This is a genomic window from Microtetraspora niveoalba (genome assembly GCF_001570405.1).
Classification (GTDB): Bacteria; Actinomycetota; Actinomycetes; order Streptosporangiales; family Streptosporangiaceae; genus Microtetraspora; species Microtetraspora niveoalba.
Genome location: NZ_BBYM01000009.1, coordinates 129705 through 145421, shown reverse-complemented (window position 1 = coordinate 145421; position 15717 = coordinate 129705). Strand labels below are relative to the sequence as shown.

15 protein-coding genes are annotated in these 15717 nt (G+C 73.0%); 6 read left to right on the top strand and 9 right to left on the bottom strand.

Going from position 1 to position 15717, the window contains the following annotated elements; translation table 11 throughout:
* Positions 1-5 precede the first annotated feature (5 nt).
* Complete coding sequence (locus tag AWQ70_RS09705) at positions 6-851, top strand: AAA family ATPase (RefSeq protein WP_067173127.1); 846 nt, start codon at positions 6-8, stop codon at positions 849-851.
* Between the two features lie 148 nt (positions 852-999).
* Positions 1000-2415: a vWA domain-containing protein gene (locus tag AWQ70_RS09700; protein WP_084516732.1), complete on the top strand. Its 1416-nt coding sequence runs from the start codon at positions 1000-1002 to the stop codon at positions 2413-2415.
* Positions 2416-2485: 70 nt separating this feature from the next.
* On the opposite strand, the gene AWQ70_RS09695 is transcribed toward AWQ70_RS09700, so the two are convergent.
* The gene (locus tag AWQ70_RS09695; RefSeq protein WP_067173125.1) at positions 2486-3265 is read right to left on the bottom strand and encodes a nuclease-related domain-containing protein; all 780 of its coding nucleotides are present in this window, start codon (positions 3263-3265) and stop codon (positions 2486-2488) included.
* Between the two features lie 146 nt (positions 3266-3411).
* Here AWQ70_RS09695 and AWQ70_RS09690 point away from each other — a divergent pair, with 146 nt between their 5' ends.
* Positions 3412-4011 (top strand): TetR/AcrR family transcriptional regulator, encoded by a 600-nt coding sequence (locus tag AWQ70_RS09690; protein ID WP_067173123.1) that lies wholly within the window; start codon positions 3412-3414, stop codon positions 4009-4011.
* Between the two features lie 6 nt (positions 4012-4017).
* Here AWQ70_RS09690 and AWQ70_RS09685 read toward each other — a convergent pair whose 3' ends face one another.
* Genes AWQ70_RS09685 through AWQ70_RS09670 form a run of 4 tightly spaced genes read right to left on the bottom strand, consistent with a single transcriptional unit; the run spans position 4018 to position 8531 of the window.
* Positions 4018-5184, bottom strand: a complete 1167-nt coding sequence (locus AWQ70_RS09685) for an acyl-CoA dehydrogenase family protein (protein ID WP_067173120.1) — start codon at positions 5182-5184, stop codon at positions 4018-4020.
* The gene (locus AWQ70_RS09680) at positions 5181-6365 is read right to left on the bottom strand and encodes an acyl-CoA dehydrogenase family protein (protein WP_067173117.1); all 1185 of its coding nucleotides are present in this window, start codon (positions 6363-6365) and stop codon (positions 5181-5183) included. The genes AWQ70_RS09685 and AWQ70_RS09680 overlap by 4 nt, the downstream gene beginning before the upstream one ends.
* A complete protein-coding gene (locus AWQ70_RS09675; protein ID WP_067173114.1) occupies positions 6362-7576 on the bottom strand; it encodes an acyl-CoA dehydrogenase family protein in 1215 nt (404 codons plus the stop codon). The genes AWQ70_RS09680 and AWQ70_RS09675 overlap by 4 nt, the downstream gene beginning before the upstream one ends.
* Before the next feature lie 4 nt (positions 7577-7580).
* Complete coding sequence (locus AWQ70_RS09670; protein ID WP_067173111.1) at positions 7581-8531, bottom strand: phosphotransferase family protein; 951 nt, start codon at positions 8529-8531, stop codon at positions 7581-7583.
* A gap of 93 nt (positions 8532-8624) precedes the next feature.
* Here AWQ70_RS09670 and AWQ70_RS09665 point away from each other — a divergent pair, with 93 nt between their 5' ends.
* On the top strand, positions 8625-9206 hold the full coding sequence (locus tag AWQ70_RS09665) for a GNAT family N-acetyltransferase (RefSeq protein WP_067173109.1): 582 nt from the start codon (positions 8625-8627) through the stop codon (positions 9204-9206).
* Here AWQ70_RS09665 and AWQ70_RS09660 read toward each other — a convergent pair.
* Positions 9193-9837, bottom strand: a complete 645-nt coding sequence (locus AWQ70_RS09660; RefSeq protein WP_067173105.1) for a TetR/AcrR family transcriptional regulator — start codon at positions 9835-9837, stop codon at positions 9193-9195. The genes AWQ70_RS09665 and AWQ70_RS09660 overlap by 14 nt on opposite strands.
* Positions 9838-9918: 81 nt before the next feature.
* On the opposite strand from AWQ70_RS09660, the gene AWQ70_RS09655 reads away from it, so the two are divergent.
* Complete coding sequence (locus tag AWQ70_RS09655) at positions 9919-11079, top strand: FAD-dependent monooxygenase (RefSeq protein WP_067173102.1); 1161 nt, start codon at positions 9919-9921, stop codon at positions 11077-11079.
* On the opposite strand, the gene AWQ70_RS09650 is transcribed toward AWQ70_RS09655, so the two are convergent.
* The 3 genes from AWQ70_RS09650 to AWQ70_RS09640 form a co-directional block, all read right to left on the bottom strand.
* On the bottom strand, positions 11054-11926 hold the full coding sequence (locus AWQ70_RS09650; RefSeq protein ID WP_067173098.1) for a DMT family transporter: 873 nt from the start codon (positions 11924-11926) through the stop codon (positions 11054-11056). The two genes, AWQ70_RS09655 and AWQ70_RS09650, sit on opposite strands and share 26 nt — an antisense overlap.
* A 90-nt stretch (positions 11927-12016) precedes the next feature.
* Entirely contained in the window at positions 12017-12373 is a 357-nt protein-coding gene (locus AWQ70_RS09645; protein ID WP_067173096.1) for a VOC family protein, read from the bottom strand.
* A gap of 132 nt (positions 12374-12505) precedes the next feature.
* A complete protein-coding gene (locus AWQ70_RS09640; protein ID WP_067173093.1) occupies positions 12506-13237 on the bottom strand; it encodes a zinc ribbon domain-containing protein in 732 nt (243 codons plus the stop codon).
* Positions 13238-13438: 201 nt separating this feature from the next.
* Here AWQ70_RS09640 and secA2 point away from each other — a divergent pair, with 201 nt between their 5' ends.
* Complete coding sequence (gene secA2, locus AWQ70_RS09635) at positions 13439-15715, top strand: accessory Sec system translocase SecA2 (RefSeq protein ID WP_067173090.1); 2277 nt, start codon at positions 13439-13441, stop codon at positions 15713-15715.
* Positions 15716-15717: the final 2 nt, after the last annotated feature.

Genomic DNA, 15717 nt, shown 5'->3' with positions numbered 1-15717 from the left:
TGGCGATGTGGTTCGCCTCGCCTGACGAGGTCCGGGAGCGGCTCGCCGCCGTGGACTACCTTGCCGACGACGGCATCGCGACATCGGTGTTCCTCGCGGGCGCGCTCGGCAAGCCGCTCCTGGCCGAGGGCCCGGCCGGGGTGGGAAAGACCCAGCTCGCCAAGGCGGTGGCGCTGGCGACCGGGGCGCGGCTGGTCCGGCTGCAGTGCTACGAGGGCCTGGACGAGGCCCGCGCTCTCTACGAGTGGAACTACAAGAAGCAGTTGCTCCGCATCCAGGCCGACGGCGAGGCGTGGGAGGACATCTTCTCGGAGGAGTTCCTCCTCGAACGCCCGCTCCTCAAGGCCATCAGGAGCGACGAGCCCACGGTGCTGCTCATCGACGAGACCGACAAGGCCGACGTCGAGGTCGAGGGGCTGCTGCTGGAGATCCTCTCCGACTACCAGGTCACGATCCCCGAGCTGGGCACGATCACCGCGACCCGCCGGCCGTACGTCGTGCTCACGTCGAACGCCACCCGCGAGCTGTCGGAGGCGCTCAAGCGGCGCTGCCTCTACCTGCACCTCGGCTATCCGACGCCGGAGCGCGAGCGCGACATCGTGCTCGCGCAGGTGCCGGAGCTGCCGGACCGGCTGGCCGAACGGCTCGCCCGTACGGTGGCGACGCTGCGCGGCCTGGAGCTGAAGAAGTCGCCGTCGATCGCCGAGACGGTCGACTGGGCCCGCACCCTGCTGGCGCTGGGCCGTACGGAGCTGGACGAGGGTGTGATCGGCGCGACGCTCGGCGTGGTGCTCAAGCACGACTCCGACCAGAGCCGGGCGGCCAAGGAGCTGGGGCTCCCCCGCCCGTGATCGGGGGACGACCGGCCGTGGCCGAGGAGCACCCGGATGCCGAGGTCCCGCGCGGCGCCGGGTCCTCGCCGCCGCCGACCACCACGGCGTCGCAGATGGAAGGGCCGCACCGATCGAGGCGTACTCGCGCCCGGAAAGGCAGGGCGGGGTGAGCGAGCCGCTGCTCGACCGGCACGTGGCGTTCGTCGCCGCGCTGCGTGAGGCGGGGCTGCCGGTGTCCGTCGCCGAGGGCCTCGACGCCGCGCGGGCGCTGACGGTGATCGATCTGACGGAACGCGAGACGCTGCGCGAGGCGTACGCGGCCACGATGGTGAAGCGCCCCCGGCACCGGCCCGGCTTCGACGCGCTGTTCGACCTGTGGTTCCCCCCGGTGACCTCGGACGGCCCGGCCGCCTCGGCTTCCGAGGGGGGCGCCGCCCGCCCGGTTTCCACGCTGCCGGGCGAACCGCGCGAGCCGGGCGAGCCGGGCAGGCCGGCCGAACTGGCCGGGCTGCGGGACCGGCTGGCCGAGCTGCTCACGGGCGACCCGGACGCCCCCGAGTTCCGGGCGTTCGCCCGGTCGATGGTGGAGCGGTTCGGCAGGGTGCCGGCCGCGGGGAACCGGCAGTCGTGGTTCTCGTACCCGGTGCTGCGCGCCCTCTCGCCGCAGACGCTGATCGCTCGGCTGCTGGACGCCATGCTCGCCGAACGCGGCGGTGTCCCCGAGCAGGTCGCCCGCCACCAGATATCCCGAAACATCCGGAGATTCGAGGAGGCCGTCGCCTCCGACGTCCGCCGCAGGATCGCCGAGGAGTCGGGCATCGAGAAGATCGCGAAAGCGTCGGTCGCGCCGCCGATCGACCGCGTCGACTTCCTGCGCCTGACGAAGGACGAGCTGGCCCGGCTGCGCCGGGAGGTCCACCCGCTCGCCCGCCGCCTCGCCACCCGGCTCACCGCCAGGCGCAAGCGGGGCCATCGCGGACGGCTCGACTTCCGCCGCACCGTGCGGGCCTCGCTCTCCACCGGCGGGGTGCCGCTGTCCCCCCGGCTGCGCCCGCGCCGTCCGCACCGGCCCGAGCTGGTGATCCTGTGCGACGCGAGCGGCTCCGTCGCCGCGTTCTCGCACTTCACGCTGCTGCTGACGTTCGCGCTGCGCGAGCAGTTCACCAAGGTGCGGGCGTTCGCGTTCGTGGACGCCGTGGACGAGATCACCGCGTTCTTCCGTCCCGGCGCGGACGTCCTGGACGCCGTCACCCGGATGGCGGAGGAGGCCGACATCGTCAGGTTCGGGCGGACGGACTACGGCCGGGTCTTCACCCGGTTCGCCGAGCGGTACGGCGACGCGATCGGGCCCAGGACGTCGCTGCTGATCCTGGGGGACGCCCGGTCCAACTACCAGGCGCCCGCCCTGGACACACTCCGGCTGCTGGCCGGGGAGGCCCGGCACGCCTACTGGCTCAACCCCGAGCCGCGCCCCCAGTGGGACACGGGCGACTCCGTCGCCACCGCGTACGCCGGGATCGTCCCGATGTACGAGTGCCGGAACGTGGCCCAGCTCGCGGCGTTCGTCGAGGAACTCGACTGACGCCGGCCTGGGTCGTGTCTGACAAATCATGCCCTGCTGCGCGCGACGGACAGCGTTCGTCAGACACTCCCTAGCGGCGGAGCGCGGAGCCGCGCAGGATGCGGGCGGCGGTGCGGGCGAGCAGCTCGACCTGCTCCTCGGTCAGCGACCCGTTCGGCTCGGAGCGGATCCAGCGGGCCACCCTGTTCGGGTAGGCGACGGCCAGGCCCTCGCCGTCGACCACGCCGCCCCTGCCCTGGATCCTGCCGCTGTGGACGGCGAGCACCGGCGAGATGGTGACGTCGATGCCGGTCTCGCGGGCGAGCAGCCCGGCCAGCGCGGACGCGGCGTCGATCAGTCCCTTCGCGACCGAGGTGCCGAATTTCTCGTCGAAGAAGAGGCGCTCGCCGTACCTGGCGATGTAGGTGTCCGGCGACCACGCCTCGTTGTCCACGATCCACACGCCGCCGGGTCCGATGACGAGGTGGTCGATCGACGCCTCCCCCGGTACGGCGCGGCCGTCCATGACGCGGTAGCCGTGCCGGGTCAGGGCACGGCGCAGCAGGCGTCCGGTGCGGATCTCGCCGCGTCTGCTGCCCCGCCACACCGCCGTACGGGCGAAGGACCGCCAGGCGACCAGGAAGTCGGCGAGCGCGGCCAGGGCGCCCACCGCGAGCCCGGCGATCAAAGTGTCGGACCAGCCGAACCTGGCCGCGAGCAGGCCGCCCCCGGCGAAGCCCGCCACGCCGATGACGCCGCGGGTCCACAGGCGGCTCTTGCGCCCGGCGAACCAGAAGGTGACGTAGAGGTTCTGCGGCGACGCGCCGGTAAACTTCTCGTCGCGCGGCACGTAGATGGACCCGCTTGGCACCGGATGCTCCCCGAAAGATCAGGACTGCTCTCCCCACGTTAACCGAGCAGGGGCTCCAGGTCTTGAAAACGGGGCTCCAGGTCGCGAAAAGCTCGGAACCGACCAGTCGGTATGCTAGTGCCCGATCTCACCCAGGGAGGGTCGTCATGGCGCGCCGCGTAGTCACGCTCGAGGAGCCCGTACGGCATCGCCTGCTCGCCGAGGCCACCCGCCTGTTCGCGGAGCGTGGCTTCGAGAGCACGTCCGTCCAGGAGATCGTCACGGCGGCCGGGGTCACCAAGGGCGCCATGTACCACTACTTCGCCTCGAAGGACGATCTCCTCCACGAGATCTACGGCCGGGTCCTGCGGATGCAGATGGAGCGCCTGACCGCGTTCTCCGAGGGAGACGGGCCGATCCCCGAGCGCCTGCACGCCGCCGCGGTGGACGTGGTCGTCACCACGGTCGAGAACCTCGACGACTCCAAGATCTTCTTCCGGTCGATGCACCAGCTCGCCCCGGACACGCGCAAGACCGTCCGCGCGGAGCGCCGCCGCTACCACGAGCTCTTCCGCGACCTGGTCGCCGAGGGCCAGCGGGCGGGGGTCTTCCGCGCCGACATCCCGGCCGAGATGGTGGTCGACTTCTTCTTCGGGTCGGTGCACCACCTCGGCACCTGGTACCACCCGGACGGGGCGCTCAGCGGAGCGGAGGTCGGCCGCCACTTCGCCGACCTCCTCCTCGCCTCACTGCGTCCGGCGTCCTGACCCGCCTCAGACAGGGGCGGGGACGTCCACGAGGTCCGCGAGGGCGTTCCGGTGCTCGCCGGGCGTCCCGAAGGCGATCTGGTCGGCCTTCGCGCGCTTGAGATAGAGATGCGCGGGATGCTCCCACGTCATCCCGATGCCGCCGTGGAGCTGCACGCACTCCTCGGCCGCGTGCACCGCCACCTCGCCGCAGTGGGCCTGCGCCACCGCCACCGCCACCGCGCGGTCCGTGCCGGGGCCGCGGCCCGCGAGGGCCCCGGCCGCGTTCCGCGCGGCGGCGCGGGCGCCGCCGATCTCCAGCCACAGGTCCGCCAGCCGGTGCTTGATCGCCTGGAACGACCCGACCGGGCGGGCGAACTGCCGGCGCTCCTTGACGTACTCCAGGGTGGAGGTCAGGCACAACTCGGCGAGGCCGAGCTGCTCCGAGGCGAGCAGCCCCGCTCCGAACGCGAGGGCGTCCCGCACGATCGAACGGACCCCGTCCGGGCCCTCGCTCCGGGCGACGATCCGGCCGCGGACCGACCCGAGCGACACCATGGCCACCGGGCGGGTCAGGTCGAGCGACGTCACCGGGGTGACCTCGACGCCCCGTTCCCGGGTCTCGACCGCGATCAGGGCGCTCTCCTCCCCTCCCGGCGCGCTCGCGGGCACCAGCAGCACGTCGGCGCTCTCGGCCCCCGCCACGCCCGTCACCCGGCCGCTCACGACCGCCTCACCGGCGGCGCCCGCCGCCTCGTACGCCACCTCGCCCCGCACCGGCCGGTACGGCGAGGCCGCGAGGGACACGGCGAGGGCCGCGGTGACCTCCCCGGAGGCGAGTCGCTCCAGCAGCTCGCCCGCCGCCTCGCCCGGCCCGGCCGTACGCGCGGCGAGCAGCGCGCGGGTGGCGACCACGGCGCTGGTGAGGAACGGGACGGGCGCGACGGCGCGGCCCAGCTCCTCGAGGACCACCGCCGCCTCGCGGGCCGACGCGCCCGCGCCGCCCAGCTCCTCGGGGACGAGCAGCCCGGCCGCTCCGATGTCCCGCGCGAGGGCCTTCCACAGGTCCCCGTCGTACGGCGTGGCCGACTCGATCCGGGCGAGGACGGCCCGGTGGGGGCAGGCGTCCGCGAGCAGGGCCCGGACCGCCGCCCGCAGCTCCTCCTCGACGTCGGTGTAGAGCAGCGTGGTCATCGCGGCAGGTCCTTCCAGGGGATGTCCTTGTCGGCGCGCGGCTCGGCGGGCAGGCCGAGCACCCGCTCGGCGATGACGTTGCGGAGGATCTCGGAGGTGCCGCCCTCGATGGAGTTGCCCTTCGCGCGCAGGTAGCGGTAGCCGGCCTCGCGCCCGACGAAGTCGACCGTCTCGGGACGGCGGAAGGTCCAGTCGTCGTAGGCGAGGCCGTCCTCGGCCAGCAGCTCGACCTCCAGGCCGGACAGCTCCTGGTGCAGCCGGGCGAACGACAGCTTCATGCCGGAGCCCTCGGGCCCGGGACGGCCGACGGCGAGCTGCTCGCGCAGCCGCGCCCCGGTGAGGCGCAGGACCTCGGCCTCCACCCAGAGCCGCAGCAACCGCTGGTGCAGGTCGTGGGTGCGCAGCTCGGGGCGGGTCCGCCACGTCTCGCAGACCGTGCCGATCATGGTGCGCCGGTCGGAGGCCCCGCCGATCGCGACCCGCTCGTTCATCAGCGTGGTCTGCGCGACCCGCCATCCGTCGCCGACCGCGCCGAGCCTGAGCGAGTCCGGGAGGCGGACCCCGGTGAGGAACACCTCGTTGAACTCGGCCTCGCCGGTGATCTGCCGGAGCGGCCGCACCTCGACGCCGGGCGCCGTCATGTCGCACACGAAGTAGGTGAGCCCGCGGTGCTTGGGCACGTCCGGATCGGTGCGGGCGACCAGGATCGCCCAGCGCGCGGTGTGGGCGACGGACGTCCACACCTTCTGCCCGTCCACGACCCATTCGCCGCCGTCCCTGACGGCGCGGGTGGCGAGCGTGGCGAGGTCGGACCCGGCACCGGGCTCGCTGAAGAGCTGGCACCAGACCTCCTCACCCGTCCAGAGCGGGCGCAGGAAGCGCCGCTTCTGCTCCTCGGTGCCGAAGCCGAGGATCGTCGGCGCCGCCATGCCGAGGCCGATGCCGATGCGGCCGGGCCGGTTGTCCGGCGTCCCCCGCAGCTCGTGCTCCACCGCCGCCTGGAGGTCGCGCGGCGCGCCGAGGCCGCCGAGCCCCTCGGGGAAGTGGACCCAGGCGAGCCCCGCGTCGAACCTGGCCCGCAGGAAGTCCAGCCGGTCCATGGCCGAGAGGTCGTTGGCGGCGAGGAAGGCGCGGGCGCGCTCCCGCACCGCCGCCTCGCTCCATGTCACGCCCGCCGTCATGCGTCCTCCTCCATGTACTTGCGGAGCTCCCGGTACGCCAGGGAGCGCTTGTGCACCTCGTCCGGGCCGTCGGCGAACCGCAGGCTCCGGGCGCCCGCCCACATGCCGGCGAGCGGGAAGTCCTGGCTGAGGCCGCCCGCGCCGTGCGCCTGGATCGCCTTGTCCAGGATCCACTCGACCGCCGCCGGTGTAGCGATCTTGATGGCCTGGATCTCGGTGTGCGCGCCGCGGTTGCCGACGGTGTCCATCAGCCACGCCGTCTTGAGCACGAGCAGGCGGAGCTGCTCGATCCTGACCCGGGACTCGGCGATCCAGTCCTGGACCACGCCCTGCTGGGCGATCGGCCTGCCGAAGGCGGTCCGGTCGAGCGTGCGGCGGCACATCATCTCGACCGCGCGCTCGGCCATGCCGATCAGCCGCATGCAGTGGTGGATCCGGCCGGGCCCGAGCCGGGCCTGCGCGATGGCGAAGCCGCCGCCCTCCTCGCCGATCAGGTGGTCGGCGGGCACCCGTACGTCCTCGAAGAGCACCTCGGCGTGGCCGCCGTGGTCGGCGTCGTCGTAGCCGAAGACCGTCATCCCGCGCCTGACCGTCACCCCGGGGGTGTCGCGCGGGACCAGGATCATGCTCTGCCTGCGGTGCGGCGGCGCGGCCGGGTCGGTCTGCCCCATCACGATGAAGAACGCGCAGTTCGGGTTCATCGCCCCGGTGATGAACCATTTGCGGCCGTTGATGATGTACTCGGCGCCGTCCCTGGCGATCGACGTGGCGATGTTGGTCGCGTCGGAGGAGGCGACGCCCGGCTCCGTCATCGCGAAGGCGGAGCGGATCCGGCCGTCGAGCAGGGGCTCCAGGTACCGCTCGCGCTGCCACTCGCTGCCGAACTGGGCGAGCAGCTCCATGTTGCCGGTGTCGGGGGCGGCGCAGTTGGTGGCGACGGGGGCGATGGCCGGGGACCTGCCCATGATCTCGGCGAGCGGGGCGTACTGGAGGTTGGTGAGGCCCGCGCCCTCCTCGCCGGGCAGGAAGAGGTTCCACAGGCCGCGACGCCGGGCCTCGGCCTTGAGCTCCTCCAGCAGCGGCGGCGGGGACCAGCCTCCGGCGGCCGCCTGCTCGGCGAAGACGGGCTCGGCGGGATGGACGCACTCGTCCATGAACGCCGTCAGCCGCTCGCGCAGCTCCAGCGTGACGTCGTCGAAGCCGAAGTCCATGCGGTCAGACCTCCATGAGTCCGCGGGCGACCAGCGGGGCCACCTGGTCCCCGACCTCGGCGAAACCCTCGCCGACCGTGAGCCCCTTGGTGTACCGGAAGTGGATGCCCTCGGCGATCACCGCGAGCTTGAAGCAGGCGAGCCCGACGTACCAGCCGAGCCGGGACAGGTCGCGGCCGGAGGCGTCGGCGTAGTGGCCGGCGAGCTCCGGCGCGGCGACCGGAGGGTGCGGGGAGCCGCCGTCGAGGGCGGCGAACTCGTCGTACAGCAGGAACAGCGCGAGGTCGGTGAGCGGGTCGCCGAGCGTGGACATCTCCCAGTCGAGCACCGCCCTGACCGCGCCGTCCGCGACGAGCGTGTTGCCGAGCTTGAAGTCGCCGTGGACGATCGCGGGACGGCCGGAGCCGGGCACGCCGCGGGCCAGCCGGGCGTAGAGGTCGTCGATGCCGGGCACCTCGCGGCTGCGGGAGGCGTCGAGCTGCCGCTTCCACCGGCCGACCTGGCGTTGGAGGAAGCCGTCCGGGCGGCCGAAGTCGCCGAGGCCGACCGCGTCCGGGTCGATGGAGTGCAGTGTGGCGAGCACGGAGACCAGGTCGCGGACGATCTCCGGGGTGGCCTCCGGCTGGTCGCCCTCCACGTGTTCCATGACGTAGAAGGGCGCGCCGACGACGTCGGGGTCCCGGCAGAGGTGATAGGTGACGGGCACGGGGACACCGGTGTCGCGGAGCGCGGTCATGACGCGGTGCTCCCGGCCCATGTCGTGCGCCGTGGCGAGGACGTGCCCGAGCGGCGGCCGGCGCACCACGAGCGTGCGCTCCTCGTCGCGCACGACGTAGGTCAGGTTGGACTTGCCCCCGTGGATCACCTCGGCCCGCAGCGGGCCGCGGGTCAGGCCCTCCCGTTCGAGGTGGTGGGAGAGGCGGGCGAGATCCAGGCCGGGCGGGTCTGCGTTCACGCCAGGCAGCGTACCGACCAGCCGGTATGTGTGTCGACACCGGCCGCCGAGGCCGACGCGCCCCGGCGCCGCCCGCGTCGCTAACCTGCAAACATGACCGCGAAGATGCCCGAACCCGTCGTGCTCGACGGTGATGTCGTCCAGCTCGTACCGCTCGCCCTCGACCACGCGCCCGACCTGTTCGCCGCACTGAACGGGGAGGAGGAGGTCTGGCGGTGGCGACCGGGCCGGTTGCCCGCGTCGGAGACCGCCATGCGCGAGCTGGTCGCCGGGCTGCTCGGCCGTCCCGACACCACGCAGTTCGCCGTGATCTACAAGGAGACCGGGCGCGCGATCGGCTCCACCGGGTTCTGGGAGGTGAGCGGCTTCGACGGCAGCGTCGAGATCGGCTCGACCTGGTACGGCCGCGCCTACTGGCGCACCGGTGTGAACACCGAGTGCAAGGTGCTCCTGCTCGACCACGCCTTCGGCACCCTCGGCCTCAACCGCGTCGTGCTCAAGACCGACATCCTGAACCTGCGGTCGCAGGCGGCGATCGAGCGGATCGGCGGCGTGCGCGAGGGGATCCTCCGCCGGCAGTACCGCCGCGCCGACGGCACCTGGCGGGACAGCCCGTACTACTCGATCCTGGACGACGAGTGGCCCGCCCACCGGGCCCGCCTCACCTCGCGCTGACGGTTCTCCCCGACGGGGCCGCCCCTGAGAGGGCGCCCCGGAGGAACTCCGCGAAGGCGGCCCGCAGGTCCTCGACGGACGGCGTGGCCCCCGCCCCCACGATCGCGTCGAACAGGATGCCCTCGGCGAAGGCCACCGCCTGGCGGCCGTGCCGTACGGGATCGGGGGACCCGACGGCGGCGAGCAGCGCGACGGCGGGCTCGCGGAAGCCGCGCCCGGCCTGGTCGTAGATCTCGCGCAGCTCGGGCCTGCGGGTCGCCTCCAGGGCCAGCTCGTAGCGGGCGATCGTGACGTGCCGGTCGCGGGTGAGCGCGCGGTGCATGATCCGGGTGAGGTTCTCCACGAGACCGTCCACGAGCTCCTCCGTCGCGCCCTCCACCGCGCCCTCCACTGGGGCCTCCTCCGCGCCGGGGTCCGTCCCGAGACCGGCGAAGAGCGCCCGCTCCAGCTCGGTGAGGCGGGCCAGGGCGAGTCCGAGGAGCGCGGCCCTGGTGCGGGCGTGGTTGGAGGTCGACCCCGGGGGCAGCCCGGCCGCCTCGTCCACCGCGCGATGGGTGAGGCCGCGCATCCCCCGCTCCGCGAGAAGCGTGATCGCCGTGTCCCCGATGAGGGTCACCCGCTGGTTCGACATAGAGGGATACTACAGGCGTAGTAAACCTCACTACAGGCGTAGTACGCTTCCGACTACAGACGTAGTGACACGGAGGACACGATGGCGGACGCACTGGTGATCGGCGCGGGGATCGGCGGGCTCACGGCGGCGGCCGCCCTGGCCCGGCGCGGCTGGAAGGTGACGGTGTGCGAACGGGCGGCGTCGATCGAGCCCGTCGGCTCCGGCCTGGCGATCGCGCCCAACGCGCTGCGCGCCCTGGACACGATCGGCGTCGGCGACCGGGTGCGGGAGCTCGCGGCGCTCCAGGGGGTGGCGGGCGTGCGCCGCCCGTCCGGCGGGTGGTTGTCCCGGGCCGACGTCGAGGCGGCGCGGGCCCGCTACGGCGACCCGATCGTGCTGCTGCGCCGCGCGACGGTCGTGGACCTGCTCGCCGACCTGCTCCCGTCCGGCGCCCTGCGCCTGAACACCGCCGTCCGAGACGTGGACGCCGCCTCCGGGCGGGTGACCACCGACGCGGGCGAGCTGCGCGCCGACCTCGTCGTCGCCGCCGACGGCATCCGCTCGGCGGCCCGCCGCGCCCTCTTCCCCGGTCATCCGGAGCCGGTGTACTCAGGCGTGACGTCCTGGCGGCTCGTCGTCCCCGGAGGCGGGGTGTCCGCGCCCGTCGTCGGCGCGGAGTCGTGGGGCCGGGGCCTCGTCTTCGGCGTCATGCCGCTGGCCGGCGACGAGGTGTACTGCTACGCCACCGCGGCCGTCCCCGCCGGGCGGGGCCACGCGGACCCGGCGGAGGAGAAGGCCGGGCTGCTGCGGCTCTTCCGAGGCTGGCACGCCCCGATCCCCGAGCTGCTGTCCCGCGCCGACCCGGCCGGGATCGTGCGGAGCGACGTCTTCTTCATGGACACGCCCCTCACCGCGTTCCACCGGGGCCGGGTGGCGCTGCTCGGCGACGCCGCCCACTCGATGACGCCGAACCTCGGCCAGGGGGCCTGCCAGGCGATCGAGGACGCGGTGGTCCTGGCCCATCTCGTGGACGAGGGCGGGTCCGTCGAGGACGCCCTCGCCGCCTACACCCGCGACCGGCTGCCCAGGACCACGGCGATCGTCCGGCGCTCCGCCTCGATCAACCGGCTGACCCGGCTGGCGAGCCCGCCCGCCGTCTTCGCCCGCGACACGATGCTCTCCCTCGCCGGACTGACCGGGCCGTCCGCCGCGCTGCGGCAGGCGGACGCGGTGTTCAACTGGTGGCCGCCGGCGAGCTGACCGGGACGGGGGCGGCGGCCGGCTTGTGCGAATGGTCCGGCGCCAGCCTGCCCAGCGTGACGGTGCCGCCGATGAGCACCGCGGACGCCAGCAGCGCGGGGATCACCTGACCGGCCCCGGTCGGCAGCGACTCGCCGAGGAGCACGGTGCCCGCGAGCACCGAGGTGATGGGGTCCACCACCTGCACCCCGGCGTACGCGATGCCGAAGTAGCCCACCGCGTACGACTTCTGCAGCAGGACGACGGCGCAGATGAGCAGCACCGGGATCGCGAGGGTGAACCAGTGCAGCAGCTTGGAGAGGTCGCCGTGCAGCCCGCCGCCGACGACGCGGACGAACGTGGACACGGTCGCGGTGACCGATCCCGCGCCGACCGCCATCGCCAGCGCCTTGGCCGGGCCGCGCAGGAACCGCGCCGCGCCGAAGCTCACCGCGACGATCAGGGCGATGCACCCGATGAGGCCGAGCGCGTCCCCGTCCGAGAGCGACGGCGTGACGTTGTGCGCCGGCACCAGCAGCATCAGGCCGAGCAGCCCGACGGCCACCGCGACCGAGCCGAGGATCTCGGCCCGGTGCGGTCGCCGTCCGTGCAGCATGGCGGCGAGCGGCACCGCGAACACGAGCGTCGCGACGCTGACCGGCTGCACCGCGACCAGCGGCGCCATGCTCAGCGCCACGGCGTGCAGGCTCGCCCCGGTGAAACCGATGATCCCGCCGATCCACCAGCGCGGACGCTTGACCAGTTGGAGGGTGGCGCCGTCGCGGACGGCCTCGAACTGCTGCAATGCCGCCCCCAGCGCGTATCCGAGCGCGCCGACCAGGGCGATGGCCACTCCCGCCCAGATCATGCGCACCGGCCGGGGAATCGTTCACCGAGGGATCTCACCACGTCAGCTTAGGGACAAAATCCACCGGCCCGGCCACCGCCGCGGCTGGAATCAGGATCTTTCCGGGCAGACGCAGAACAGGTGACCCTCCGGGTCGGCGAGGACGACCCAGTCGCCCGGCTGGAACTCCGGCTTGGTCGCGCCGAGCGCCAGGTACTCCTCGACGGCCTTCTCCACGTCGGGCACCCGGAAGTCGAGGTGGAACTGCTTGTCCGGGCCGGGCCAGGAGCCGGGCCGGCGCTCGGGCACCCGCTGGAAGTAGATGCTGGTGGTGCCGTCCCCGATCCCGGCGTACTCCTCCTCCGCGTACTGGACCTCGAAGCCGGTGATCTGGGAATAGAAGTCGGCGAGCCGCTTCGGCTCGGCGCAGTCGATGGTGAAAGCGATCAGTTTCGCGATGGTCGTCATGGGCTTCACTCTGCCAGCCATACCTGTCAGGGCGTGTCATGAACATTTCGCACTCGAAAGATCGTTGGGTGTCAGCTTCTCGGCCCTGAGAGGCCGAGCTTGCAGCTCCTCACCATCGATGGGTTCAACGGTTCAGGCCGCATCGTCGGCAGCGTGACTCACTGCCCAGCCCGCGACGCCGCGCGCGGCGATGTTGCGGGCTGCGTTCACGTCGGCGTGCTCAGCGAAGCCGCACGACGTGCAGGCGAAGGTGGCCTGGTCGGGCCGGTTCCTGTCATCCACGTGGCCGCAGGCCGAACACCCCTTGGAGGTGTAGGCGGGGTCCACATGCACCACCGGCACCCCGCACCGCTGGGCCTTGTAGGTGATGAACGATCCGAGTTGGGCGAACCGGCGGTAGCGGGTGAGCATGTCGAGCTGGGCAGGTGAGCAGGCGAACGGGATACGCCCGCAGCGGCCGCGTGCCGTCCAGATCGACACGGTGCGGGCGTCGAGTTGCCAGGACAGGCAGCGGTCGTCGAACGGCTGCGCGGCGTCCTTGCGCAATCGCACCGGGGTGCTTTCGACCGCTGCCCGCCGCCTGGACCCTTGCGGGCCGTAGTTCCCCGCCTTGAGGTTCGCTTTCAGTGTGGCGTAGGCGTCGGCGACCTTACGGATGGCGTGGATGGCCGGTTGCGCTGACAAGCCCATGGCTTTCGGCTCGCCGTAGACGACCCGCTGCAGGGAGGTCTTGCCTTTCACGCCTGTGGTGAAGGCGCGGCGGGAGGCGTGGTTGGCGGCCCGGTTGCACAGGACGAGCGTCTCCCGCAGCGCCGCCTGCGTGGCGGCATCGGGCAGCAGCTTTACCTGCACGACCAGTTTCACGCCAGGGTTTTACCATGCGTACAGTCATGACGTCTTGGGATGAGGCGATGCTCGCGCGGCTGCGAACAGGTCATGCGGGACGCGTGTGTGCGGGGTTCGCCGGCCGCGCTCAGGTGGCCATTTTCCGGTCAGAGCTTGTTGAATGGCTCGGGGAACCGGACAGACGAAACCCAGTCCGGCAAACGACTCCTTGGAGCTGGCATGGCCTGGGTGCCGCAGATGATCAGACGCTTCCTCGAGAAGCCGGGGAGCGTGGACCTGGCCCGGTTCCAGGCGACGGTCGCCGAGGCCGCCCGGCTGGAGCCCGAGGTGCGGGCCCGCCCCGAGCTGCCGCCCCCCGCGGCGGACGCCGTCGGCACCGCGGAGTTCTGCGCGGTGGCGCGCGAGGCGGCGGTGCGGACGCTGGGGCAGCGGCCGTACGACGTGCAGCTCGTGGGGGCGCTGGCGCTGCTCGACGGCAACGTCGCCGAGATGGCCACCGGCGAGGGCAAGACCCTGTCGGGGGCGCTGGCCGCGGCCGGTTTCGCGCTGCGCGGCAGGCGGGTCCACGTGATCTCGGTCAACGACTACCTGGCCCGGCGGGACGCCGAGTGGATGGCCCCGCTGTACGGGGCGTTCGGCCTCACCGTCGGCTGGATCGGGCAGGACTCCACGCCGGAGGAGCGGCGCGCGGCCTACGCGCGCGACGTGACGTACGCGGCGGTCAGCGAGCTGGGGTTCGACGTGCTCCGCGACCGGCTGCGTACGGACCCGGCCGACCTGCTGGTGCCTGCGCCGGAGGTGGCGCTGGTGGACGAGGCCGACTCGGTGCTGGTGGACGAGGCCCGGGTGCCGCTGATCCTCGCCGGCGCGGCCGACGCGGGCCGGACCGCGCCGGAGACGGCGGCGCTGGTGCGGCGGCTGTCCCGGGGCTACCACTTCGAGGTCGACGACGAGGGGCGCAACGTCTTCCTCACCGCCAAGGGCACCGACACGGTGGAGAAGGCCCTGGGCATCGACCTGTACGACCATCCCGGCACGGTCGCCGAGGTCAACCTCGCGCTGCACGCGCACGCGCTGCTGACGCGGGACGTGGACTACATCGTCAGGGACGGGAAAGTCCATCTGATCAACCCGTCGCGGGGCCGGGTCGCGCTGCTGCAACGCTGGCCGGACGGCCTGCAGGCCGCCGTCGAGGCCAAGGAGCGGCTCGCGCCCTCGGAGACCGGCGAGATCCTCGACTCGATCACGATCCAGGGCCTCCTCACCCGCTATCCCGAAATATGCGGCATGACGGGTACGGCGGTGGCCGTCGGCGAGCAGCTCCGCGAGTTCTACGACCTGAAGGTCGCGGTCATCCCGCCCAACCGCCCCTGCGTCAGGGTGGACGAGCCCGACCGGATCTTCGCCGCGGCCGAGGACAAGGTGGCCGCGATCGTCGAGGAGATCGCCGCCCGGCACGCGACCGGCCGCCCGATCCTGGTCGGCACGCTGGACGTCGCCGAGTCCGAGAGCCTCGACCTCCGGCTGCGCGCACGGGGGCTCGAGCCCGTCGTGCTCAACGCCAAGAACGACGCCGAGGAGGCGGCGATCATCGCCCGGGCCGGGGCGTACGGCGCGATCACCGTGTCCACCCAGATGGCCGGGCGCGGCACCGACATCCGCCTTGGCGACGACACCGCCGGCGGCGAGGGCTCCGAGGAGGCGATCAGGCGGCTCGGCGGGCTGTACGTGATCGGCACCGGCCGCCACGACAGCAGCCGGCTCGACGACCAGCTCCGGGGCCGCGCCGGACGTCAGGGCGACCCCGGCGGCTCGGTGTTCTTCGTGAGCGGCGAGGACGAGCTGCTCACCGCCTACGCCCCCGACGCGGCCCTGCCCGCCGCCGACCCCGACGGCGTCGTACGGCATCCGGAGGCCGCCTGGACGGCCGGGCACGCGCAGCGGGTCGCCGAGGGCGTCAACCTGGAGATCCACCGCAACACCTGGCGCTACACGCGGCTGCTCGAACGACAGCGGGCCGAGCTGCTCGAACGGCGCGACCGGATCCTGCACGGCGACGCGGGCGCCCGCGCGCTGGAGGACGCCTGCCCCGAGCGGTACGCCGAACTGCGCGCGTCCGCCGGGGAGGAGGCCGTCGAGCGGGCGGCGCGCCAGATCGTGCTCTTCCACCTGGACCGCTGCTGGACCGAGTACCTCGCCCACATGGCGGACGTCCGCGAGGGCATCCACCTGCGGGCGCTGGGGCGGCTCAACCCGCTCGACGAGTTCAACCGCGAGGCGGTCCCCGCGTACCGGCACGTGCTGGACGAGATCGGGCGGCGGTCGAAGGAGACGTTCGAGACCGTGGACGTCACCCTGGACCTGGCCGGCCAGGGGCTGGCCCGCCCGACCGCGACGTGGACCTACCTGGTGCAGGACAACCCGTTCGGGTCGGAGTGGGACCGGGCCCTGTCCCGCGTCGCCTCCCTGCTCAAGGGCCGCCGTCGCGGGCGGTGACG

What these genes read in the sequence shown, in the direction of transcription:
- AWQ70_RS09705 (WP_067173127.1), top strand. Translation starts at nt 6, where the DNA reads ATGTGGTTCGCCTCGCCTGACGAGGTCCGGGAGCGGCTCGCCGCCGTG.
- AWQ70_RS09690 (WP_067173123.1), top strand. Translation starts at nt 3,412, where the DNA reads ATGGCGCGCCGCGTAGTCACGCTCGAGGAGCCCGTACGGCATCGCCTG.
- AWQ70_RS09685 (WP_067173120.1), bottom strand. Translation starts at nt 5,184, where the DNA reads ATGACCACGCTGCTCTACACCGACGTCGAGGAGGAGCTGCGGGCGGCG.
- AWQ70_RS09680 (WP_067173117.1), bottom strand. Translation starts at nt 6,365, where the DNA reads ATGACGGCGGGCGTGACATGGAGCGAGGCGGCGGTGCGGGAGCGCGCC.
- AWQ70_RS09675 (WP_067173114.1), bottom strand. Translation starts at nt 7,576, where the DNA reads ATGGACTTCGGCTTCGACGACGTCACGCTGGAGCTGCGCGAGCGGCTG.
- AWQ70_RS09665 (WP_067173109.1), top strand. Translation starts at nt 8,625, where the DNA reads ATGACCGCGAAGATGCCCGAACCCGTCGTGCTCGACGGTGATGTCGTC.
- AWQ70_RS09660 (WP_067173105.1), bottom strand. Translation starts at nt 9,837, where the DNA reads ATGTCGAACCAGCGGGTGACCCTCATCGGGGACACGGCGATCACGCTT.
- AWQ70_RS09655 (WP_067173102.1), top strand. Translation starts at nt 9,919, where the DNA reads ATGGCGGACGCACTGGTGATCGGCGCGGGGATCGGCGGGCTCACGGCG.
- AWQ70_RS09650 (WP_067173098.1), bottom strand. Translation starts at nt 11,926, where the DNA reads ATGATCTGGGCGGGAGTGGCCATCGCCCTGGTCGGCGCGCTCGGATAC.
- AWQ70_RS09645 (WP_067173096.1), bottom strand. Translation starts at nt 12,373, where the DNA reads ATGACGACCATCGCGAAACTGATCGCTTTCACCATCGACTGCGCCGAG.
- secA2 (WP_067173090.1), top strand. Translation starts at nt 13,439, where the DNA reads ATGGCCTGGGTGCCGCAGATGATCAGACGCTTCCTCGAGAAGCCGGGG.